We start from the raw sequence: 20,324 nt of genomic DNA, 5'->3' as shown, positions 1-20,324 counted from the left end.
TGGATAGGTACGAGGTTGTAATGAACGCGTGGAACAGTATTCCCGTTGGTTGTTCCGAAGTTCTTGACGTCGAATATAATGGCGATCTTCCACCGAAATAGTCTAGCTTATACTGCCAACCTGATCAGTACAGAGGATGTAGTCAGCAGCCTGTCTCGTGTAGTTTCCGGTACTCGGGGGAGTCACAGGCTCGTCACAACAGCACCCAATTTAGCCAGACTGCTACTCTCACCCGATGAGAAGTTCAGGTGCGAAGAAGAGGGCAACGAGAAGCCCCACCTGTACGAAAATTGCTGTGAGCCGCAGAACACCAGCCGCCCGTCGTCGGGGTTTCGGAAGGGACTCAGCGATTCCGGACAAGGCAGTCCCAACTATGATAAATAGCATCCAACTGCCCACTGTCGAATTTCCCATAATCACGTAATATACATAGATACCCGAGAAAAGGAATGCTCCACAGAGCTGAACCAGTGCAAAGAGACCGCCAGAAGGCTCGCTAAATACGGTTTCGTCGATGGAGAACATTTGTGTATAGGTGCCCCCGAACGGATAAGTACTTGTGGCATTTCCTCGCCATCTACAAGGATATTCTATCCGCACCTAGTGAACGGTGCCGACGACTCTACTCGGTTCGCACACGTAGTTGCCGTTCAGTATAGGAGTCCTACTTTTCTGACTCCGACGGTCCAAGGCCGTAGTCTTCTGGATTATACTCGTCGGCCAGTACCAACAGTATTCCGAACGAAACAACTAAAATATAGAAGACATCCAGCTGTATCGGCCCCACTGTAATCAGGTGGGTTCCAGGCCTAGAGAACACGACTGTCCATAGTAAGCCACAAAACCCGATAACGGGATAGTGATAGTGATGTATTTTAGTCAATATTCGAAGCCACTTCGCCATACCATACGTAATGGATGCTATTACTATATTTTTTGGACGTTCAGTTCGCAGGTTCACTAAACAATCCAATCGAGTATTCGTGACGTGCCTGCCTTCTGCCTATCAAAATAGATATAGCGTCATGTAATATATGGGCCGTTCACGCCGTTGTCGATCCGCGTCCGATTCGAGATCGAACTGCTCATACAGGGGCGAGATCTGTTGCAGTACTCGAGACTGATTGGACACCGTTTCACGACGTTTTTGTGGTGGTTTGGTAAGTGTGGCAGCGACAGTCGTTCACTCACAGAGCTCTGGCTGGTCACCCCGTCTCTTGGCTGTGCGTTTGTTTCGGTGCGTAGCTGCCGGTCGTCCCTTCCTGGTCGTCTTCTCAATGTCTGTCGAATTTCGTAACCGATATTTTGTCGTCGATGCTCGAAGTAGGTGTATTATCAAATGTCTTTAATTTCCGATTCTCGTCGTTCTATCTCGTGTTTTGTCGATGATCTCCGAACTGCGTTCCCGCTTTATCGCTATTTAAATCAGCCACCATGTAGTATAAATTGCCTTTTGGTGTAGTGCGTTCGTTTATAGCGTGTTATTGTGTTCTTCCATTATGTATATCAAACAGTAAAATTGATTGTATGATATATTCAGAATATATGGTTGCTTGTCACGAACCATTGGTTTAAGCCTATGTTTCAAATAGACGTTTTAAATAATTCCTTCAAACGGGATTGGTGTTTGCGTGTTATGATTGTTGCGTTGGTCTGCTGCATCTGTACGTTTTCATTAGCTGCATGGCTTCAATGCAGGGCACGTTTCGCCCCTTTGAATCTCTTGATTGATCATGACTCTTGTTTGTAACGTTTGTTTGAAACGCTTGTTTGCAACATCTGTTTGTAGCATGTCTTACTAACAACCGAACTAATTATGTGTGTGTTATAGATGTTTTTGGCAGTTGTGCGTCCTAGCGAAAACTTATAGTTGCTCCCTTCAATGAATCTCATATATGCTTTCATACGCGGTATACAGCGAGGCGGGCGGCGTCGGGAAAACGACGCTTAGCGCGAATCTGGCGGTGGCACACGCCCGTGCTGGGCTCGACGTTCTCGTCGTCCCCCTCGATCCGCAGGATGGCGACCTGAGTTATCTGTTCGATGCCGACCAGAATCGATCGGATACCGAGACGGATACGCTGGTACACCACCTCGTCGGTCGTGCAAACGGACCGTTCGCCGATATCCTCGAGACCGTCGAACACGGCGTCGACATCGTTCCGGAACACAACCGACTCGAGGATCTCGGCGAAGCGCTGCGGAAGGAACAGGAGGCCCGAAGCGATTTCGGCGAGTCGTTCCCTATGTGGACGCAGTTACAGCGCGTCCTCCGCGAGGCGGAGGTCCACAACCAGTACGACGTCCTCATCGTCGATCCCCCAGCGAGCTCGGGTCCGCATCTGTACAACGCTCTCGACGCGACGCGAAATCTCGTGTTGCCGCTCGAGCCCTCGGGTAAAGGACAGGCATCGGTGAGCGGGCTCGACGATCTGGTCTCGAACCTCGAAGCCCAACTCGAAATCAATATCGGTGTCCTCGCCGCGATCCCGAACCAGTTCAAGGGAACTCGGGATCAGGGGACCATCATCGACGAAATCGAAACGCAGGGGTTCGACGTTCCCGAAATGCTCCGCGATCGGACCTCGCTTCTCGAGGGCTGCTGGCGCAAACGCTGTAGCGCGTTTACCTACGTGCGCGAACACCGAGACCGAAAGCGGGAGTACGAACTCGAGACCCTCGAGAAGTTCGATCGGTTGGCCCGACACCTCGAACGACAGGGCAACATCGAGGCACCGGAACCGCCAGAACCGGGTGCACTCGAGCGTGAGGAAACGGAGGTGCGCGCATGACCGGCCTCAAATCGGGTTCCGGCGACGACCTCTGGGGGGACGAAGAGACGAACGACGAAGAAGGAGACGAGGATACGTCGGGGGAGTCCGCGGAGACCAGTTCGGCAGGCTCGAGCGAATCCGCGTCCAGTTCGGGTACTTCGGGTCGGTCCTCGAGCGGCGTCGAAGCTGTTGATTCGACGGGTGAACCGGACGCGCCGTCCGAATTTCGGTCGGACTCCAGAGAGCGGTCACGTGGTACTTCCGGGACGCGAACCCAGGGTGAACAGTCCCACTCGTACATCGTTCGCCGCGCGATTCAGGACAAGTCGGTCCAGTTCGAACGGGACGAACGACTCACGTTTTTCGTTCACGACGACGTCATCGAGGGCGAACGAGACCTCGTCACCGAACTCGAGTCGACGCTCGGTCGAGACGTCCCGAAGTTCGACGTTCGAGAAGCGGTCTATCGCGCAGCTTTGCGGAATCAGGACGACGTGCTCGAGGAGTTGCTCGCGATGGGATATACTCGGGAAGATTAGTTGAATAAACCATACTGCGCTATATGCATTTGACACTCCTGAAGATAGCAACGTCAGATATAATCGCTTGGTCCCTAACGGTTCTTAGTGTTCGAGGGCGATTTCACTTGGGGTGGGTAAACTCATGCAGTTCCACTCGCCCGGTTCCTTGATTCTCGCCTTAACTAACTGAGTTCTACACATCGCAAAGGAGTGGTCCCACCCCTAGTTTGGAGTGAGGATATTAACAGCCTAATTCTCAGATAATCATTCTTCCAAATTATGGCGTGGCAAGAAATACCGGAAATTTTCTGTGGGTAGACAAGATGCTCAAAGAAATACCGAAAATATAAATTCGACTATATTAGTTTACTATCGAGATTCCACTCCTAAATTTTACATATCCACTCAGGATCCATAGAACTAGTCCGAGAAAATAGAGTTATTGAGTCGATTCAGGGACAAAGATTGGTTCGTAAGCTGTCTCGGCTGGAGAACCACGCGCAAGATAGCTAATCCCCTCACCCACTTCCATCGTCCAAGACCAGATCGTGGCGCGCGGATCGTCTCCTTCGTGCTCATCAATTCGCCAGCACACTCCTGTTTCGGGATTACTCATGACGGTCTGAAGATCATCCAATTCAATCGAGGCAGAATGATTACAGAACCAATCACCGAGCCTCTGAAATCGAGAGCAGTCGGTTGGAACTCGGTTGGAAGACTGGTACTCTTGCATCGATTCTGAAGTGAACTGATTTGTCGCCCTCGCAAACCCATCGTCCGGCCGTATTGTATTTACTGCTTTGGGGCTAGCCTCAATTAGCGCAATACTGCCCGTTTTGTCGGCGACAAGAAAATTCACGTTTTGTGAATGAGGGATATCCTCTAAACACGAAACTGCTTCCGAGACTGTGTGGCAGGTGTCGAGGACAGTTCGGACGGCTAATGGCCACATGAAGCCTGGCGCGTACTCATCCGTTGGGACTCCCGAGAAGCCGATAGCTAAGCCGGCTTCGTTGACACCATCAAGACGACCGACGAAGTTGTGTGCACATCCGACACTAGCGAGACCATCTTCCGGTGTGGTATGGAACAGTTTTGAATACTCACGAAGCGAGGGATAGAAGTCATGGTTACGACCGAAAAGAGGTACGTCACCCGCGGTATGGTTGTCCGAAATTGCAATCAGAGAGCAACCCGGATCGGCATTCAGGGCTAGCGGAATACTCTTCACAGCTTGCGTATCGACACCTGTACGATCTGCGATCCCCTGAAGTTCATGAAGCAGTTTGGGGTAGTGCTTCTCAATTAGCGGTTCACACTCGCTAGCGAACTGAATCATCTCCTCGGATCGATCTACTGACTCTACGGAGATGGCGTCGAGCGATAACCCCTCTTGCTCTAGTTGCGTACCGAACTGTTGACCCATTTCATAGTGACTACCGTCTATCTCGTATTCGTCCATAACCAATAGCAGAAATGACGAACTTGTAAATGTTATCATACACATATATTTTCCCATTATTCAGCCGTTAGTCTTGACGATCATCCCCGCACTACGGGCCCTCATGATTCCCGGCTTTTACCGCGGCTAGCAGAATAAGAATTGAAAGATAGGTTCTCTTACTCGTCAATTATTAGTAAAGTGTGTCGTAGCTCAATCACTGGATGATTCAAGGAATACATTCCTCCACTCGAACGCCTTGAGGAGCGTGTCATCGAATTGATCGACCGATAGTGACATTAGATACAGGAACCGACAATGAGCACCCTGTGACTGCGAAGGAATATAAGTCAAAGCGCAGTAAGTTCGGAGTGACGTGACAGAGACCGCGCGCCTCGCCGACTTCACCCCCGACGAACGCATCTCCGTCGTCGCCCGGACGGAAATCCAGCCGGGCAATCACGACTGGGGTGGCCTCACCCTCCATACCACGCTTCGCTACGACATCGGGAAACGCAATCCGCCGACGTTCGCCGACCTCGTCTCCAGCCTCTCCATCCGCGTATCCGGCGGCGACCTCCCCGACGACCGCGCCGACTGGCACCACAACTACACCGGCCTCGAGCCGTGGTTTCGCGCGCACGTCTACCGGCTCGGAATGGGGTGGCAGTCCACCCGTCTCAAGCGTGAGTTCAACGACAACCCCTGGCTCGCCGACCGCTTCGGCTTCGACAGCGAACCCAGCCAGTCGCGGCTCTGGGAGGTCTTTCACGAGTCCTAGCCGCCAGTCACGCAGGCGCTCTGCCAGCACGTCGCCGAACGTATCGTCGACCAGGCGCGTGACCACGGCATTGCCGTCCCCGACGACGTCTTCCAGCCCGAGGACCGCAACGGCGAGAGTGAGCGGTCTGAGAAGCGGCTGACCGACGAGAAGATGAAGGAGGTGTGGGCGCAGGCGAAGCCGTTCGTGATGGACTGCTTCACCCTTGACCGCACCGAGAACGCCAGCATCCCCGAGGGGTCGTTCTGGGAGGCTCACGCCTACGCCGGCACGCTACAGGATGCGTTTACCGAGGGCGGTCTCGACGCCTTCCGCGTGAACACCACCCGCCCCAGCGACCAGCAGCACGTCGCCCGTACCCACCGGCATCACCTCCAGAAGCTGGACGTCGAGTCCATCCGGTCGATGCTCCAGTCCACCGCCCAGATGCTCGTCGCGAGGGCGCGTCACAACGGCGAGTTACAGGGGAAGCTGTCGTCGGCTATCGACATCACGAAAGGCAACCCGTGGACAGGCGAAATCGAGTGGACGGACGACGACCACCCCAAAGACGACTACATTCTCGGCTACAAGGACAAGGAAACGCAGGAAGTCGATTATTACTTCCAGTGGGCGACCATCCAGATCGTCGGCCTCGATGTCCCCCTCGTCCTCGACGCCATCCCCGTCCGGCGCGGGATGCCGCGTGACGAGATCGTCGACGAACTCCTCGGCGGCGCGCTCGAAATCGTGCCGGACCTCGACCTCCTGATGATAGACCGTGAGTTCGACGTAGACAAAGTCCGCGAGTCCTGCGAGAAACACGGCGTGCACTACCTGACGCCCGGTCAGAAGAACGCCAGCGAGCGCGCCACCTGTACCCGGCTCCGGCAGGCCGGGAAGCGCGTGCGCGTTGAGACTCAGCAGACCATCACCGGTCCCGACCGCAAGCGCGTGTGCCTCCCAGCGCGGAACACCGACGTCTTCGAGCAGACCGGCGAAGACCCCGAGGACGAACCAGATGAAGAGGAGCAACACGAGGAGGTGCGGCAGGAGCTCGTCGCTGACTTCTTGGACGTAACCGGTGACGACCTGAACGACGTCGACGACGACCAGTGGTTCGACGACGTCCTCGAGGACGTCCGCGACAGCGAGGACGACCTGCCGGGGAGTGAGGTGGATGCGGCGGCGTACGCCTACTTCAAGACGAATCACCCGGCGTTCGACACCAGCGAAGCCGACTCCGAAGAGGAGATGCTGGCGACCAAACGGGGGTTCATCTCGCGGTACTCCAACCGGTGGGGGATCGAGAACGGGTACAAGCAGATCAAGCAGTTCCGCGTCCGAACGACCTCGAAGGACCACGAGTACCGGTACTTTAACTTCGCGTTCGCGTGCGTCCTCTACAACGTCTGGCGACTCGTCGATCTCCTCGTGAAGCTGGCGTTCGAGGACGACCCCGACTACAGTCCGCGCGTCCAGGCGACGACGTTCCTCACGCTCGCCGGGAAGCACATCGGGTTCGACCCACCCGACTAACCGGCTGTTCTCTCTTGGGTTCGCTCAGCGCGTAGCTGCTGCTCTCGCGTTCTCCCCCGAACTTCGCGTGTTTCACCGGACAGCCGGTGTCGTCGCGACCAGATAGCGTCTCGCGCCCCCTGATTTCGCGTCGAAGAACAGCGGAACGACCCGAGTGCCAACCGATTATTCACTACCTTTCCATCTTCTTGACACTCACTAGATGAGGTTTGAGGAAAAAACAGGTGGCGGCGAGATGTGGTTATGGGATGAGTAGGCCCAAAACCTCGCACTTTAGCGCGGGGAGGATGTCAAGGCCAGTTCAAGGCCTCGGACTCGTACAAATAGGGCCCATTCTGTGAATCGCAGACCGTGGGCCAACCACTGGACGATCACCGCAGTGGACGGTCATCGGCGTGATAGCATTGGTGCTGGGAATCGTCCTGATCTGGGCATCCAGATCGTGGAAGGGAAGACGGCAGTAAAATTCAGCCATTGAGATCATGTTGATGGCCACCGTCAGTAGGACTTCCGAGTTCGTCTCTGATTCTCGCGACGTACTCGACGAAGTCACGCGCCGTCCGTTCACGTGGACGCTCCATATCGATGGGGATGGTCGACTGGACGGTCCCTGGATCCGTACCCATAACGACGACGCGGTCGGCCAGCGTCACCGCCTCGTCGATGTCGTGGGTGACGAACACGACGGTCTGTTGGGTCTGCGCCCAGATGTCGAGCAATTCGGCGTGCAGGCGGTCACGGGTCCGCGCGTCGACACTGGCGAACGGTTCGTCCATCAACAGAATCTCCGGGTCGACGGCGAGGGCACGAGCGATCCCGACGCGCTGTTTCATGCCGCCGGACAGTTCCTTCGGATACGCGTCCTCGAAGCCCTCGAGGCCGACGAGATCGATCAACTCTCGGACCCGTGCCTCGCAGTCCGCACACTCACACGCGGGCCGGTCCAGGCCGAACCGAACGTTCCCCCGGACAGTTCGCCAGGGGAACAACGCGTACTCCTGAAAGACCATCCCTCGATCCAGACCCGGATCGGTGACCGGGTCACCGCCAACTAGGACCGAGCCACTGTCCGGATCGTCGAGGCCGGCGATCGCTCGCAACAGGGTCGTCTTCCCACAGCCGGAGGGCCCGACTACACTACAGAACTCTCCATCTGGAATCGAGAGCGAGACGTCCTCGAGCGCCTGGGTCGACTTGTACGCCTTGCTGACGTTCCTGATACTGATCTTCTCGTCGGATTCCTGCGCTGAAGGCGATCGCTTGCTCATCGCCACGCGAGCACCCTCCGTTCGACGAGTCGGAAACCCACGTCCATACAGAGGAACGCGAGACTGATAAGGACCATATAGGCGACGCTGGTCGCCATCGCGAGGTTGTTCGAGGCGTTTATAATCTCGTAGCCGACGCCGGGTGCGCCGAACAACTCGGCGCCGACGACGATCATCCAGCACCGTCCGATGCTCGTCCGGAAACCCGTCAACACCTGGGGTGCAGCGCTCGGGAGCGCGACGAGCTTTAGCATCGAAAGGTCGCGTTCGACACCGAGCGTCGACGCGACGTCGGTCAGTTCGTTCGAGACGTCTTCGACGCCACCGTAGGCGCCGTAGAAGTTGATCCAGAATGCGCCGACGAAGACGATAAAGGCCGCGCCGGTGTGGTGGATACCGAACCAGACGATTGCGAAGACGACCCACGCCAGCGGCGGGATCGGTCGCAGCACCCGGACGAGCGGCCGTAACCAGTCGTCGAGTGTCCCCTTCCAACCCATCGCCAGCCCGAGACTGATTCCACAGCCGGCACCCAGCAAGAGGCCAGGAACGTAGTGGAACAACGTCTGTGCGAGGTGTGCAAGCCCAGTCGGGAGCACGAGACTCGATCCCAGAACGGGGACTACGATCGCCGTTGAGGTCGCAAACAGGTTGATGAACGCGTGCACTGATTCGAGGGGACCCGGCACTAGATACGACGGCTGTGTCGTCATCGCGCTGACCCACCAGACGAGAACGAACGCGAGGAGACCGCCCAGTCCGCGCAGATACCGCCGCAAGTCTCCCTCGAAGCTGTCGGCGACCACCGCGGTTGCACTGGTGTCGATACGAGTACTCATTCCTGAATAGTGTCGTACGGATCGAACGCGAACAGGTTCTCGGTCGCAATCGGTTCCTCGATGGTCCCGACGTTCGCGACGAACTCCCCCATCGTCGCGGCTTGGTCGGTGATCGCGTGGGGATCCGAGATGAACTCGGACGCCTCGGAGTCCATGGCGGCCTTCGCGAGGTCCTCACTTCCGCCGGAGCCGATCACTGACGCGGCGTGTGAAGCGGCTGCATCCGACGAGTCTCCCGTGAACTCGGTCGCCGCCGTATGCTGTTCGACCAGCGATTGTGCGACTTCGTCGTCATCGAGTACCTGTTGGTTCGCGAACAGCACTGTGACGGGGTGATTTTCCAGGATATCCCCGGACCAACCGAGCTCGCCGAAGCCGTCGTCTTGTGCGATTATCGTCGCGAACGGTTCTTGGATGATCGTCGCGTCGATATCACCCGATTGGAGCGTCTGGACCGCCTTCGCCGGCGGAACTTTCGACTTGTTGATGACGGAGTCCATCTCACCGGCGTCGAGATCCTCCTGGATCCAGTATCGAAGCACGATGTCGGGGACGCTTCCGTCCGGAGGGGCTCCGAATCGGATCTTGCGGCCGCGTTCCTCCTCGAACCGCTCGAACATGGCTGCTCTCTCCTGTTCGTACAAATCGACGAGCTCTGAGGTCGCCATGAGTTTGAAACCGTTTCTCGAATTTGCCGCGAGGATACCGGCATCGGTCCCTTTGTCGGCGAGCACCATCGCCGGGGTGATACCGAAAAGTGCAGCGTCGATGTCTCCGCTGGCGAACGCCGTAACGGCGCTCGGTCCGGAGCTAAATCGCTCGATAGTGACGTCCGCTGGAACGTCCTCGTAATACCCCTCCTTTTCCATCACGTAGTGTTGCATATTCGGATAAATCGGGACGTACGCGACAGTCACCGAGTCGAGTGATCCGCCGCTGCGACCGAGACAACCTGCCGTTCCTGTTATTGCAACCGCACTCGCACCCATCCTCCGAAGCAGTCTTCGTCGCGTAGTTTGGGCCATCGGTGTTAATAAGATATTGGGCATATATAATAATATCTGCGATTAAAGATGCGTGGGTTAACATCTATGGTTGAAGTTGCATCTCACCGGTGGCCCGTCGGCGAAATAACTGTCGATAGGGTAGATGGCTCATCAAACGGAAACCCAGAGAGGAGGGGCTGTCGGTTCGGGGAGATACCACGTCTCGCTAAGCAACTCGCAGGGGTTCACTACCCGGGCAGATTCGAGAGTCGCGGTGCGGTGTCGTTACGTCGAGATTCCCAACTGCTCTGTGGAATCACACCGGTCGCTTCGTGGAACTTACGTCTTCGAGACAGGGATCTTGCTCGCGTGGAAAGAAGATTCCCTCGCGCCACCGTGTGGGTAACATTCAATGCGATCCGCTCGAGTGGCGAAAACGTTCTGACGATTCCATGGACGATTCGATACAGTTGCTATCCGTCGATCAGTTCTCGAGGTTCCTCGAGGAAGGCTCCATCGAAGACGCGGTGGCGTACCTCGAGCGACTTCGAACCGCCGATACCGTCGAGCGACGCAAGAAAGGAGTCCGACGAGTTCGCGAAGTCGCCAGAGAGCGTCCCTCGGAATTCGCGCCCGTCCTATCGTCGCTGACGGGCTTTCTCGTCGACGAACACCGTTCGGTCCGACTGACGACCGTGAAACTGTTCGTCGTCGTGGCCGAGGCGGATCCGCAGGCGGTCGCGTCGTTCGTCCCCTCGATCGCCGATCGGTTGGCCGACGAGGACGAGTTCTATTACGTGCGCGCTCGCGCCGCGGAGGCGCTGGGATACGTCGCACTCGAGCAGCCTGAAGCGGTTGCATCGCCCGACGTGGTTGCGGATCTCCGTATCGGACTGACGTTCGACGAACCTGAGGTGCGAGAGAAACTGGCGAAAGCGCTCGAGTACATTGCGCTGGGTGATCAAGACCGACTCCGTCACCACGTCGGGGACCTCGCGACACACCTCGACGATTCGGAAGAACTCGTTCGCTATCACCTCTGTACTGCGATCGTCGCGGTCGGTTGTGCGTATCCCGACGCGCTGTCCGAGCACGTCGATGCGTTAGCCGACCGGTTGAGCGACGACAGCCCCTTCGTTCGGGGCCGGGCGGCAGAGGCGCTCGGCGTACTCGTCCGATCGGAACCCGACGCATCGATTCCGAACGTCTCGATCTCGAGCGTGAGTTCGGTCACAGGCGAGGACTCAGAGGATTTTCTCGTCGATCGCCTTCATTTCGTAGCCGACGTACTCGATGACGATGACGTACTCGACACCAACGATGTAACCGATACGGACGACGTAATCGCTGATCGACAGGGTGGGCGCAACCGTTGCGACGTGGGAACGGTGCGCTCGATTCGAGCGGGTACCGCGGACGTCGTCACGAAGATCGAAAGCGTCGATGACGATTCGTGTCCGAACTGTGGCGTGTCGATTCCGGGAGGCGGTCCGCCGTTTTGTCCACAGTGTGGTCGGCCGCGGTGACCTAGCTTCGGATCGTCTCGCTTTCGTAGCCGGTAACAGCGGCTTCCCTGCATCCGTCCCGTTCGACCGTCTAGGGATCGATTTCGAATCGAAATAGTTATACTGTTTTAGGAGTGCCTAAAAACATGACCCGCGATTCGATTCGCGAACCGACGAGGCGAACGTACGTGAAGTACGCCGGCGCAGTCGCCGGCGGCGGTCTACTCGCCGGTTGTATCGACGACGCCTCGAGCGGCGACGGGGGAGGCGGCGAAGTGACTCACACCGCCTCGATGGCACCGATGGGCGAGGTGTCGTTCTCCGGCGTTCCGGAGAACGTGATGATCTATAGCCTCCTGTACGCCGATATGGCGGTCGCGTACGGACACGGCGATGCGATCAACTCGCTCGGATTCGATGCCGACACGGAGGGACGGACCCTCGAGACGTACTACGGTGACCTCGAGGGTGTTTCGTTCGACTCGAGCGGCCTCGAACAGCTAAACTCCGGGTCGGAGAACGTCATGGTCGATGAGGAACTATTCTACGAACTAAACTCCGATCTTCACCTCGTCGACCCGTGCCTGATCGTTTCGATGAACGGCTGGGAACGGTCCGATATCGAGAATATCGGCCAGAACATCGGGCCCTGGTTCGGAAACGTTCTCAGCAGGTCACACTCCGAACCGCCGGAAGGGTATCGGGACGAGTACGAGTACTACACGCTCTGGGAGATCGCAGAGCGCGTCGCCGCGGTATTTCGAGAACAGGAGAAGTACGAACGACTGAAAGTGGTGCGCGACGACCTTTTGCAGACGATCGAGTCGAACCTGCCGCCGGAGGAGGAACGGCCGACCGTCGGATCGATAATCTACATGGAAGAGACGTTCTATCCCTCGGCGATCAACGCGTCCGGATTCGCGACCGCCGACCTGCGCCCGTTCGGAGTTTCGGACGCGTTCGCGGGCGACGACGTCACGTACGACACGACGTACGATTTCGAGACGATGCACGAGGTCGATCCAGACGTTATCCTCCATCGGTTCGGCATCTCGACCTACGACGTCGCCGGGATCCGGGAAACGCTTGCAGACCACTCGGTGGCGAGCCAGCTCACGGCCATCGAGAACGACCAGTTCTACGCCTCCGGTCATCCGGTTCAGGGGCCGCTCATGAATCTCTTCCAACTCGAGATGGCGGCCAAACAGCTCTACCCCGATCAGTTCGGCGAGTGGCCCGGGTTCGACGGCGAATCGTACCCGGAGTTCTCGGCCGAAGAACAGCTCTTCGACCGCCAGACCGTCGCGAATATCGTCACCGGCGACTACTGATCTCGGACCTCGGCTTCCCCGTCGGGTCGACCGATATCGTCGGTCGGGTGCCAATTTTCGAGCGAAACCGTCCTCGATTCGCGAGCGCGAATATCGGAACTGCTATAATGTTTTAGGTTGGCCTAAAAATATGGGACGCGCTGGACGATCACTCGAGAACCCGACGCGACGAGACGCGATCAAGTACGGCACCGCGGTCGCCGGCGGCGGTCTGTTCGCCGGCTGTATCACCGATCCGGGATCGGAGTCGTCGTCGGACGAGGGCTCGTACTCGGTAACGATGGAACCCGTCGGAACCGTCGAGTTCGACTCGGTCCCCGAGACGTGGTTCCCGTACACCGGCGATTACGCCGATATGGGCGTCGCTCTCGGGCAGGCGGACGGACTCTCTGCTATCGGTGTCAAAGCCCGATTCGGGTCGCACCTCTACGAAGACCTGCCCGGCGTCTCCGTGGACAAAGACGACCTCACGGAACTCTGGGAGGACGGCGGAACCGGACGGGAGATTTTCTACGAACTGGGTGCCGACGTCCACGTCATCGATCCGAATTTCATGATCAATCGGGTCGACTGGAGCGAGGCCTACGTCGAGGAAATCAGCGACAGGGTCGCGCCCTTTATCGGAAACACGATTTTCTCGAGGGTGTACGACTGGCACGATTACGCGGAGTACTCGATGTACGAGGCCTTCGAGAAAGTCGCGCAGGTGTTTCAGGCCACCGAGCGCTACGAGGCGTTCGAGCAGTATCACGACGAAATCCTCGAAGATGTCCGCTCGCGACTCCCCGTGGAGACCCCCGACATCGCGATCTTGTACCCCAAATCCATCCCGCCGGAATCGTTCTATCCCTACCGCATCGGCTCCGGTACCCAGTCCAAACACTGGAACGACCTCGAGGTCGGCGATGCGCTGGCTCAACACGACGTTACCGACACGCAGGCGGGCGGTGGCGCGATCGATTACGAGACGTTGCTGGAGATCGATCCCGACGCGCTCGCGATCAGATTGCAGGGCGAGATCACTGAGGAGTACTTCGACAGCGAAATCCGCTCGCATCTGGAAGACCATGACGTCGCGAGTGAACTCCAGGCGGTCCAGAACGACCGCGTCATCTATGGTGGCCTGACTTATCAGGGGCCGATCATCCACCTCTTCCAGCTCGAGCGGGCCGCACAGGGACTCTACCCGGACGAATTCGGCGACGAACCACTGTTCGATCGACAGCACGTCGCCGACATCGTCGCCGGTGAGGTCTGAGATGACCGATCGCTCGTCCGAATCGACGGACTACGACGTCGTCATCGTCGGTGGCGGTCCGGCGGGCTGTGCGGCCGGCGTTTTCACTGCCCGGTACGGACTCGAGACGGCCGTATTCGATCGCGGTGCCGCACCGCTTCGGCGGTGTGCACATCTCGAGAACTACCTCGGCTTTCCCGCGGGAATCGATATCGACAGCTTCTACGACCTAATACACGCACAGGTCGAGGAAGCGGGCTGTGACCTCGTGGCCGATACGGTCGATACCGTCGATAGAGGGGACGACACGGAGAGATTCGTCGTCGATCCGCAGGACGCTGCGAGTGTGACTGCGACGGTGGTCGTCGCGGCGACGTGGTACGACGGCGAGTACCTGCGGCCGCTCGGCGGCGATGCCATGTTCGAGACACACGATCACGACGGCGAGGAACACGAACACTTCGATCCGGCGTACGCCGACGCTGACGGCCGGACGCCGATCGACGGCTTGTACGTCGCGTCACCGGCCGGACAGCGGAGCACTCAGGCAGTCGTCGCCGCCGGCCACGGCGCACACGTCGGTCGGTGTGTGCTGGCGGACCGGCGACGCGAGGAGGGGTACCCGGACGGCGTCGCCGAGCACTACGACTGGCTCCGCCGGGACGCGGAGTTCTCAGGGGAGTGGAACGATCGCGACCGCTGGCGAGACTGGTTCGACGACGAGGCAGGTGAGGATCACGGCCTTTCCGACGAGCGCTACGAACGACTTCGGGAGCGCTATATCGATCGGGCGTTCGAGACCAGGGTCTCCGAAACGAGCGCCGACGAACGATCTCGCCGCGGACTCGGTCGACTCCTCGAGACGATCGGCACCGATCGAGTGTTAGACGCCATCGACGACGAGACGATCGAGGCGTACGTACGACGGCGACGATCGGGTGAAACCGGTACCGACTGATCGACGGTAGTTCCGCCCGTTCCGGTGGTCGAGAACCGTTCGGGCCCCCTTTTTCAGCTGTGTCGACGTTCGAAAAGCCGTAAACACTATAATGTTTTAGGCTGGCCTAAAAATATGGGCTACAATTTTGGACCGACCGACGTGCGGGTACTGCGACGGTATCGGGTGAAAACGTATGACTGATCTCACACCAATTCGAGACGCGCTTTCAGCGGTCGAACGGACGCGAGACGGGGTCTCGGAGACGAAATCGGCTCTCGATAAGTTTGATGCTACCATCGAGGGAATCGATCCCGTCGGGTCCGCAACCACAGTCGAGACCCCGACAGCGGTCGGCGACGGTGGACTCTCGATGGCGTCGGCGACGCCGCGGGCGGTCGACGCTCCGAACCGAATGGATCAGGTCCGAGACGCGTTCGTCTCGGCGTTCTGCTCGGAAGGTAGCTCCGACGATCCACGGCTCGTCGAGACGATCGAACGGGTGTTCGGTACCGAGGTGTCGAGCCAGCTCGAACCAACGGCGTCGGAGACGTATACCGTCGAGACCGAACGGATCCTCCACTCGGCCATCGAACGCCGTCGAACGCAACTCGAGGCGGTAACGCAGGCGATCGACATCGAAGTTACCTCGCTCGAGGAAACGCTCGATGCGGCCGACCCCATCGTGGAGTGGCTCGAGACGACCAGAGAAGCGTCGCTGCTGACCCTCGAGTTCGAGACGCTCTTCGAGCACCATGAAACCGTTTCCGCGCATCGATCCCGGTGTGAAGCGATCGTCGACGACCGCCAGGAGGTCCTCCACGGAACGAACAGCTTCGACGGGCGGATCGGTCTCGCCCACCGACCGTTCGTCGAATCGATGTACGAGGGCCTCGAGGTCCGATATCCGGTGTTGTCGACGATGGCTCGCCTTTCGGCGGACTGTCTCGAGTACGAACGGTCCGTGCGGGATCAGCTGACCCGACGCGTATGAGCAACCGCTCCCAGTATCTGCTCGTCGTCTACGTCGCCGCACGACGCCGTGGTGAACCGATCCCGCCGGGAACGATCGGCGAGAAACTGGATCGGTCGCCGGCGGCGACGACCGAAATGCTCCAGCGCCTCGAGTCGGACGGGCTGGTCGCGTCCGAACCGTACGAAGGCGTTACCCTCACCGAGGAGGGGCGGACCGTCGCCGCGGAGTTGTACGAGCAGTACGCTGTTTTCCTAGCGTTTTTTCGGGACGTCCTCGAGGTCGAAGATCCGGAGCAGGAAGCCATGGAACTTGCAGGGAGCGTGAGTTCACTTGTCACCGACCGTCTGGTCGAAACGGTGCTCGAGTCCGATCGAGACGAGATTACTGCCCTCTGATTTTCACTCACAGGTTGAGACTGATCGCGATCCACGCCGCTATCCCGGCGGCGAATACGCACGATCCCAGCGTTCCGAGTGCGTAGAGACTCGCACGGAGACGTTCGCCCCGTTCCCACAACTGTACGGATTGGACGGAGAACGAAGAATAGGTCGTGAACGATCCGCACGCTCCAGTTCCGATGAGAAGCGTGGCCTCGCTGTCGAGACTGGCGAAGACGACCAGGCCGAGGGCGAAACTTCCGGCGACGTTCACGACGAGCGTCGAGACGGGAAACCGGTCGCCCGCGAGCGCCTGATCGACCGCGTAGCGCGCTACCGCCCCGATCGCACCGCCTGTTCCGAGGAGGTGTGCCGGTTCCATCAGTCGTTCACCTCCGATATCGGGGGCGTAACAGCTGTAATCCATCGCGCCGTGTCGCGGCCAGCGACCACCGCGCCAAACCCGACCGTGTAACTCCCGAGAACGTAACCGACCGCCACCGGTGGGGAGGTGGTCAGCACGTCGAGAATAAACGTACTGTACGTGGTGAAAGAGGCGATGAACCCGGTTGCCAGGAGGGTCCGACTAGTCGCGGAAATCGTTCCCCGAAACCGGTGCTCGTAACTGAGGACGCCGAGCGCGAAACACCCGAGCACATTGACCGTCATCGTGGCGACGAGCGAACTCGGAACGGATAACTCGACGAGATATCGGAGATTCGAACCCGCGAACCCGCCGATACCGACCGCCAGGATCGCTTCGACGTGCTCGAGGGGATGTGTTCGTGTCATTGTCGATCCGTCTCGCTGTCCGTAGTCTCCGTGAATTGGCCCAGACGGACGTACGCTCGGAGAGCCGCGAACGGACGCTGCCGCCACTTGATCCGACCACTACGTTATGGTTGCGATCGGACGGGACCGAGCGGCCAGTCGTGAGAGGACGAACCGCACGCTTTTTATTTTAGGCCATCCTAAATTCGGGCGATGGCAGATCTCACCGGGTCTTCCGATTCGTCCCACACCACAGCGACCGAACCAGAAACGCCCGAGATCTCAGTTTGCAAGAGCTGTCCGGAAAAGACGGTGTTTCTCGAAACCGGGAATACGGACGGCTGGATCACCAGCGATACGACGGTCGACGTTCGCCAGTAACACGGCGGTGTGCCGATCGGTCGATCGACAAGCGGAGAGACAGAGCGGCGACCGATTGAACGGAGTTCCTCCGATCCATCGAGACGGATCGACCCCTCGTTCGGATCTCAGAGCGATTCAGGAGCCCGGTTTCTACTGTGTCGCCGATTCGACGACCAGCGAATCGTCCTCGAGGTAGTGTTCGACGTGGTGGGCGTGTTCTTCGATCGTCTCGAGTTGTTCGCGAAGCATTTCGCTCGTCGCGTAGTCGCCGAGTCCGTCCGCGAGTTCGATGTGCTGGCGGGTACTCTCGATGATGTCGCCCATCATCTCGAGGTCGTTTTCGAGCGACGTTCGGATGTCGTAGACGTCCTCGTCTTCGGGGGTGACCGTCGCTTGCTCGGCGAGAGTCGTCATATTCGCGTGCGGGACGCCGCCGAGGGCCTGGAGCCGTTCGGCGAGGTCGTCGGCCGCGTCCTCGACGTCTTCGTAGACTTCTTGCAGGAAGACGTGAAGCTCGAGGAACTCCGCGCCCTCGACGTTCCAGTGGTGCTTGTGGAGCTGGTGGTAGAGGACGTAGGCGTCCGCGAGGTCCGTGTTGAGCGCGTCGATGATCTGTTCGGCCTTCTCGGGCTCGAGTCTGAGCGCGTTCTCTTCGACGGTTCCTTCCTGCTGGCGAATCGTTTTCTGTGTGCTCATTACGATTCTCTCTTGGTCCGCCATCAATATATAACTTTTCAAATTTCGAATAATTTTTCGCACTGCCTAAATTCGATATGCCGTAGATATAGCGTGTCCGTTTACTATGTCTCTATTCGATTTCCAGCGCGGTTACGAGTCGGTAAGCCCGCGAGTTTTTATCGAGGTAATCTCTGAAACCTATGTGTATTATGACACAGCCAATGGTCGCGCCGACTTCGCCATCTCACCCTGACTGCTGTTCGGATCGAGCGCCGTTTGGACCGTTCGGACGCTCACTCCGAGTCTTCCGCTTCCTCCCCCTCTTCGTGTGCGACGAGCACGGGAGCTTCACCGGATCGGATAACGCGATCCGTCGAACTGCCGATGATGCGCTCTTTGAGTCCGGAGCGGCCGCTGCGTCCCATAACGATGAGATCAACCGCGTGGTCGCTGCTGTAGTCGGTTATCGCCTCCTGTGGAGTCCCCTCGAGGATCGTTCGCTCGAACTGGACTCCCTCCGATTCGGCTCGTTCCACGGCGTCGTCGAGCGCGTCGTTTCCCCGCTGCTCGAGGCTTTTCGATAGTTCCGGTGCGATCGTTCCGAGCCCGGACGCCGACATCTCGGTTCCCACGTCGATAACGTGCAGGAAGTGGACCGTCGCATCGTGTGGCTTCGCGATGCTGATCGCGTGTTCGACCGCCGCAACGCTCGCGCCGCTGCCATCTGTCGGGACTAATATCTCGTCGTACACGGTTACGTACACGGTTGCAAACACCAAAAAGGACCAGACTGCACTCGATCTGGACCGTTCGGTTACTCGACCGATCCGGCCTGTTCGGCGTCGAGCGGATCTTCGATATCTCCCATGATCACCTCGAGCAGATCCGTCACGGTCACCAGACCGGCTACGTCGCCGTCTTCGATCACCAGCGCGAGTTCCTGACTCTCCGCCTGGAACTGGTCGATCGCATCGCTGACGGTCGTATCCGGCGAGAGCGTCATCGGCGGCGCGGCCAACTCGGCGAAATCGAGACCGTTGTCAGTGAGTTGCTCTCGGTGTCTGAGCAACACCGGCGTGTAGACGATTCCCTGAAAATCGGTCATGTCCTCGCCGACGAGCGGGTACCGGGTTTGTGGACTGTCTTCCATCCGCTGGAAGTTCGTTTCGGCGTCGTCGTCGGTCGACAGCGTGACGATATCGTCGGGAGATACCATCACTTCGCTGATCGCCCGCTCGCCGATCTCGAGTGCGTTCATCACTTCTTCGCGTCGTTCGTCCGGAACGTCACCTTCCTCGAGAGCCGATCCAACGCGTTTTCGGAGGTCGGCTCGGGACTCGATGACGTCTCGTTCAGTTTCGCGCCACGCGCCGGTCATCTCGATACCGAACAGGCCGAGTGTCCCCTTGGCGACCCAATCTCCGAACTTGATCGCCGGGGCGAGGACCTTTGAGAAGTAGTACAGCGGTCGCGCACCGTACTTACAGACCTGTTTCGATCGCTCGACGCCGAGGTACGTCGGCGTCTGTTCGCCGTGGGTCAGGTGGACCAGGTTGATGATCAAGAATCCGAGCAACGAGCCGGCGCCGATCGATGCCAGCACCGTATTCTGGAACACCGGTTCGAACAACGCTGCAAGCCCGGGTTCTGCGACCATCCCCAGCGCGATACTCGTCCCCGAGATCCAGACCTGACACGTCGTCAGGTAGAACTCGAGGTCGTCGGTCATGTCCCAGGCGAGCTGGAGCGACGGCGTGTCGAACTCCGACTTGGGATACTGTCGCGCTCGAGTCAACGCGAACTCGATCGCGACGAAGAACGCGTTCAACCCGATGAGAATCAGTCCCGCCAATATGCGTCCACCGACTTCGAGGGGTTCCATGTCGAACCATCGCGGCGACGGATACAAATTAGTGTGGAAATAGTTCGATTGTTTCACTGTTCGACTGGAATCTGTCAGTTCTACTCTCCCGTAGTAATGTGTGAGCCAATCACGAATGGGCCCGAAGAGTGAGGCACTT

General features: G+C 58.4%; 21 protein-coding genes. 11 read left to right on the top strand and 10 right to left on the bottom strand.

All coding sequences use genetic code 11. From position 1 onward, the window contains the following. Positions 1-228: 228 nt before the first annotated feature. Positions 229-525 carry a hypothetical protein gene (locus tag BM348_RS14700; protein ID WP_092905871.1) on the bottom strand — a complete coding sequence of 99 codons (297 nt, stop codon included), beginning with the start codon at positions 523-525 and terminating at the stop codon, positions 229-231. Between the two features lie 1,370 nt (positions 526-1,895). Here BM348_RS14700 and BM348_RS14690 point away from each other — a divergent pair. Together BM348_RS14690 and BM348_RS14685 are read left to right on the top strand one after the other, a co-directional pair. Beyond that, complete coding sequence (locus BM348_RS14690; RefSeq protein ID WP_092905867.1) at positions 1,896-2,792, top strand: ParA family protein; 897 nt, start codon at positions 1,896-1,898, stop codon at positions 2,790-2,792. Next, positions 2,789-3,313 carry a hypothetical protein gene (locus BM348_RS14685; protein WP_092905865.1) on the top strand — a complete coding sequence of 175 codons (525 nt, stop codon included), beginning with the start codon at positions 2,789-2,791 and terminating at the stop codon, positions 3,311-3,313. The genes BM348_RS14690 and BM348_RS14685 overlap by 4 nt, the downstream gene beginning before the upstream one ends. A gap of 421 nt (positions 3,314-3,734) precedes the next feature. On the opposite strand, the gene BM348_RS14680 is transcribed toward BM348_RS14685, so the two are convergent. Next, positions 3,735-4,757, bottom strand: a complete 1,023-nt coding sequence (locus BM348_RS14680; RefSeq protein WP_245779475.1) for a C45 family autoproteolytic acyltransferase/hydolase — start codon at positions 4,755-4,757, stop codon at positions 3,735-3,737. A 355-nt stretch (positions 4,758-5,112) separates the two neighbouring features. Between BM348_RS14680 and BM348_RS14675 the strand changes: the two genes are divergently transcribed. Then, on the top strand, positions 5,113-5,517 hold the full coding sequence (locus BM348_RS14675; RefSeq protein ID WP_092905863.1) for a hypothetical protein: 405 nt from the start codon (positions 5,113-5,115) through the stop codon (positions 5,515-5,517). Between the two features lie 153 nt (positions 5,518-5,670). Then, entirely contained in the window at positions 5,671-7,035 is a 1,365-nt protein-coding gene (locus BM348_RS14670; protein WP_092905861.1) for a transposase, read from the top strand. A gap of 467 nt (positions 7,036-7,502) precedes the next feature. Here the strand turns inward: BM348_RS14670 and BM348_RS14665 are convergent, their stop codons facing one another. The 3 genes from BM348_RS14665 to BM348_RS14655 are packed head-to-tail and all read right to left on the bottom strand — an operon-like array spanning position 7,503 to position 10,167. Continuing rightward, the gene (locus BM348_RS14665; RefSeq protein ID WP_245779474.1) at positions 7,503-8,303 is read right to left on the bottom strand and encodes an ABC transporter ATP-binding protein; all 801 of its coding nucleotides are present in this window, start codon (positions 8,301-8,303) and stop codon (positions 7,503-7,505) included. Continuing rightward, the gene (locus BM348_RS14660) at positions 8,300-9,142 is read right to left on the bottom strand and encodes an ABC transporter permease (RefSeq protein ID WP_092905857.1); all 843 of its coding nucleotides are present in this window, start codon (positions 9,140-9,142) and stop codon (positions 8,300-8,302) included. Before BM348_RS14660 ends, BM348_RS14665 begins: the two co-directional genes overlap by 4 nt. After that, a complete protein-coding gene (locus BM348_RS14655; protein ID WP_175507203.1) occupies positions 9,139-10,167 on the bottom strand; it encodes an ABC transporter substrate-binding protein in 1,029 nt (342 codons plus the stop codon). The genes BM348_RS14660 and BM348_RS14655 overlap by 4 nt, the downstream gene beginning before the upstream one ends. 413 nt (positions 10,168-10,580) lie before the next feature. Here BM348_RS14655 and BM348_RS14650 point away from each other — a divergent pair, with 413 nt between their 5' ends. The 6 genes from BM348_RS14650 to BM348_RS14625 all read left to right on the top strand — a co-directional run bounded on the left by BM348_RS14650 (position 10,581) and on the right by BM348_RS14625 (position 16,509). After that, positions 10,581-11,654, top strand: a complete 1,074-nt coding sequence (locus BM348_RS14650; protein WP_092905853.1) for a sister chromatid cohesion protein PDS5 — start codon at positions 10,581-10,583, stop codon at positions 11,652-11,654. A gap of 125 nt (positions 11,655-11,779) precedes the next feature. Next, on the top strand, positions 11,780-12,964 hold the full coding sequence (locus BM348_RS14645; protein WP_092905851.1) for an ABC transporter substrate-binding protein: 1,185 nt from the start codon (positions 11,780-11,782) through the stop codon (positions 12,962-12,964). Between the two features lie 130 nt (positions 12,965-13,094). Beyond that, positions 13,095-14,222, top strand: a complete 1,128-nt coding sequence (locus BM348_RS14640; protein WP_092905849.1) for an ABC transporter substrate-binding protein — start codon at positions 13,095-13,097, stop codon at positions 14,220-14,222. A 1-nt stretch (position 14,223) separates the two neighbouring features. After that, positions 14,224-15,159, top strand: a complete 936-nt coding sequence (locus BM348_RS14635; RefSeq protein WP_092905847.1) for an FAD-dependent oxidoreductase — start codon at positions 14,224-14,226, stop codon at positions 15,157-15,159. A 175-nt stretch (positions 15,160-15,334) separates the two neighbouring features. Further along, a complete protein-coding gene (locus BM348_RS14630) occupies positions 15,335-16,132 on the top strand; it encodes a DUF7260 family protein (protein WP_092905845.1) in 798 nt (265 codons plus the stop codon). Continuing rightward, positions 16,129-16,509: a metal-dependent transcriptional regulator gene (locus BM348_RS14625; RefSeq protein ID WP_092905843.1), complete on the top strand. Its 381-nt coding sequence runs from the start codon at positions 16,129-16,131 to the stop codon at positions 16,507-16,509. The genes BM348_RS14630 and BM348_RS14625 overlap by 4 nt, the downstream gene beginning before the upstream one ends. Positions 16,510-16,516: 7 nt before the next feature. On the opposite strand, the gene crcB is transcribed toward BM348_RS14625, so the two are convergent. Together crcB and BM348_RS14615 are read right to left on the bottom strand one after the other, a co-directional pair. Further along, entirely contained in the window at positions 16,517-16,873 is a 357-nt protein-coding gene (gene crcB / locus BM348_RS14620) for a fluoride efflux transporter CrcB (RefSeq protein ID WP_245779472.1), read from the bottom strand. Then, positions 16,873-17,283 (bottom strand): fluoride efflux transporter FluC, encoded by a 411-nt coding sequence (locus BM348_RS14615; RefSeq protein WP_092905839.1) that lies wholly within the window; start codon positions 17,281-17,283, stop codon positions 16,873-16,875. The genes crcB and BM348_RS14615 overlap by 1 nt, the downstream gene beginning before the upstream one ends. Positions 17,284-17,475: 192 nt before the next feature. On the opposite strand from BM348_RS14615, the gene BM348_RS21430 reads away from it, so the two are divergent. Beyond that, positions 17,476-17,643 carry a hypothetical protein gene (locus BM348_RS21430; protein ID WP_175507202.1) on the top strand — a complete coding sequence of 56 codons (168 nt, stop codon included), beginning with the start codon at positions 17,476-17,478 and terminating at the stop codon, positions 17,641-17,643. A gap of 132 nt (positions 17,644-17,775) precedes the next feature. Here BM348_RS21430 and dpsA read toward each other — a convergent pair whose 3' ends face one another. The 3 genes from dpsA to BM348_RS14600 form a co-directional block, all read right to left on the bottom strand. Next, complete coding sequence (gene dpsA / locus BM348_RS14610) at positions 17,776-18,321, bottom strand: DNA starvation/stationary phase protection protein DpsA (protein WP_092906396.1); 546 nt, start codon at positions 18,319-18,321, stop codon at positions 17,776-17,778. 275 nt (positions 18,322-18,596) lie between these two features. Then, a complete protein-coding gene (locus BM348_RS14605) occupies positions 18,597-19,055 on the bottom strand; it encodes a universal stress protein (protein ID WP_092906394.1) in 459 nt (152 codons plus the stop codon). Positions 19,056-19,117: 62 nt separating this feature from the next. Further along, positions 19,118-20,185, bottom strand: a complete 1,068-nt coding sequence (locus BM348_RS14600) for a CNNM domain-containing protein (protein ID WP_092905837.1) — start codon at positions 20,183-20,185, stop codon at positions 19,118-19,120. Between the last annotated feature and the right edge of the window lie 139 nt (positions 20,186-20,324).

The organism is Halostagnicola kamekurae (genome assembly GCF_900116205.1).
Classification (GTDB): Archaea; Halobacteriota; Halobacteria; order Halobacteriales; family Natrialbaceae; genus Halostagnicola; species Halostagnicola kamekurae.
Note: the sequence above shows the minus strand (reverse complement) of the source record. Positions and strands in the feature narration are given on the sequence as shown.

What these genes read in the sequence shown, in the direction of transcription:
- BM348_RS14645 (WP_092905851.1), top strand. Translation starts at nt 11,780, where the DNA reads ATGACCCGCGATTCGATTCGCGAACCGACGAGGCGAACGTACGTGAAG.
- crcB (WP_245779472.1), bottom strand. Translation starts at nt 16,873, where the DNA reads ATGGAACCGGCACACCTCCTCGGAACAGGCGGTGCGATCGGGGCGGTA.
- BM348_RS14655 (WP_175507203.1), bottom strand. Translation starts at nt 10,167, where the DNA reads ATGGCCCAAACTACGCGACGAAGACTGCTTCGGAGGATGGGTGCGAGT.
- BM348_RS14660 (WP_092905857.1), bottom strand. Translation starts at nt 9,142, where the DNA reads ATGAGTACTCGTATCGACACCAGTGCAACCGCGGTGGTCGCCGACAGC.
- BM348_RS14665 (WP_245779474.1), bottom strand. Translation starts at nt 8,303, where the DNA reads ATGAGCAAGCGATCGCCTTCAGCGCAGGAATCCGACGAGAAGATCAGT.
- BM348_RS14630 (WP_092905845.1), top strand. Translation starts at nt 15,335, where the DNA reads ATGACTGATCTCACACCAATTCGAGACGCGCTTTCAGCGGTCGAACGG.
- BM348_RS14600 (WP_092905837.1), bottom strand. Translation starts at nt 20,185, where the DNA reads ATGGAACCCCTCGAAGTCGGTGGACGCATATTGGCGGGACTGATTCTC.
- dpsA (WP_092906396.1), bottom strand. Translation starts at nt 18,321, where the DNA reads ATGAGCACACAGAAAACGATTCGCCAGCAGGAAGGAACCGTCGAAGAG.
- BM348_RS14650 (WP_092905853.1), top strand. Translation starts at nt 10,581, where the DNA reads ATGGACGATTCGATACAGTTGCTATCCGTCGATCAGTTCTCGAGGTTC.
- BM348_RS14635 (WP_092905847.1), top strand. Translation starts at nt 14,224, where the DNA reads ATGACCGATCGCTCGTCCGAATCGACGGACTACGACGTCGTCATCGTC.
- BM348_RS14615 (WP_092905839.1), bottom strand. Translation starts at nt 17,283, where the DNA reads ATGACACGAACACATCCCCTCGAGCACGTCGAAGCGATCCTGGCGGTC.
- BM348_RS14680 (WP_245779475.1), bottom strand. Translation starts at nt 4,757, where the DNA reads ATGGACGAATACGAGATAGACGGTAGTCACTATGAAATGGGTCAACAG.
- BM348_RS14670 (WP_092905861.1), top strand. Translation starts at nt 5,671, where the DNA reads ATGAAGGAGGTGTGGGCGCAGGCGAAGCCGTTCGTGATGGACTGCTTC.
- BM348_RS14625 (WP_092905843.1), top strand. Translation starts at nt 16,129, where the DNA reads ATGAGCAACCGCTCCCAGTATCTGCTCGTCGTCTACGTCGCCGCACGA.
- BM348_RS14690 (WP_092905867.1), top strand. Translation starts at nt 1,896, where the DNA reads ATGCTTTCATACGCGGTATACAGCGAGGCGGGCGGCGTCGGGAAAACG.
- BM348_RS21430 (WP_175507202.1), top strand. Translation starts at nt 17,476, where the DNA reads ATGGCAGATCTCACCGGGTCTTCCGATTCGTCCCACACCACAGCGACC.
- BM348_RS14640 (WP_092905849.1), top strand. Translation starts at nt 13,095, where the DNA reads ATGGGACGCGCTGGACGATCACTCGAGAACCCGACGCGACGAGACGCG.
- BM348_RS14700 (WP_092905871.1), bottom strand. Translation starts at nt 525, where the DNA reads ATGTTCTCCATCGACGAAACCGTATTTAGCGAGCCTTCTGGCGGTCTC.
- BM348_RS14685 (WP_092905865.1), top strand. Translation starts at nt 2,789, where the DNA reads ATGACCGGCCTCAAATCGGGTTCCGGCGACGACCTCTGGGGGGACGAA.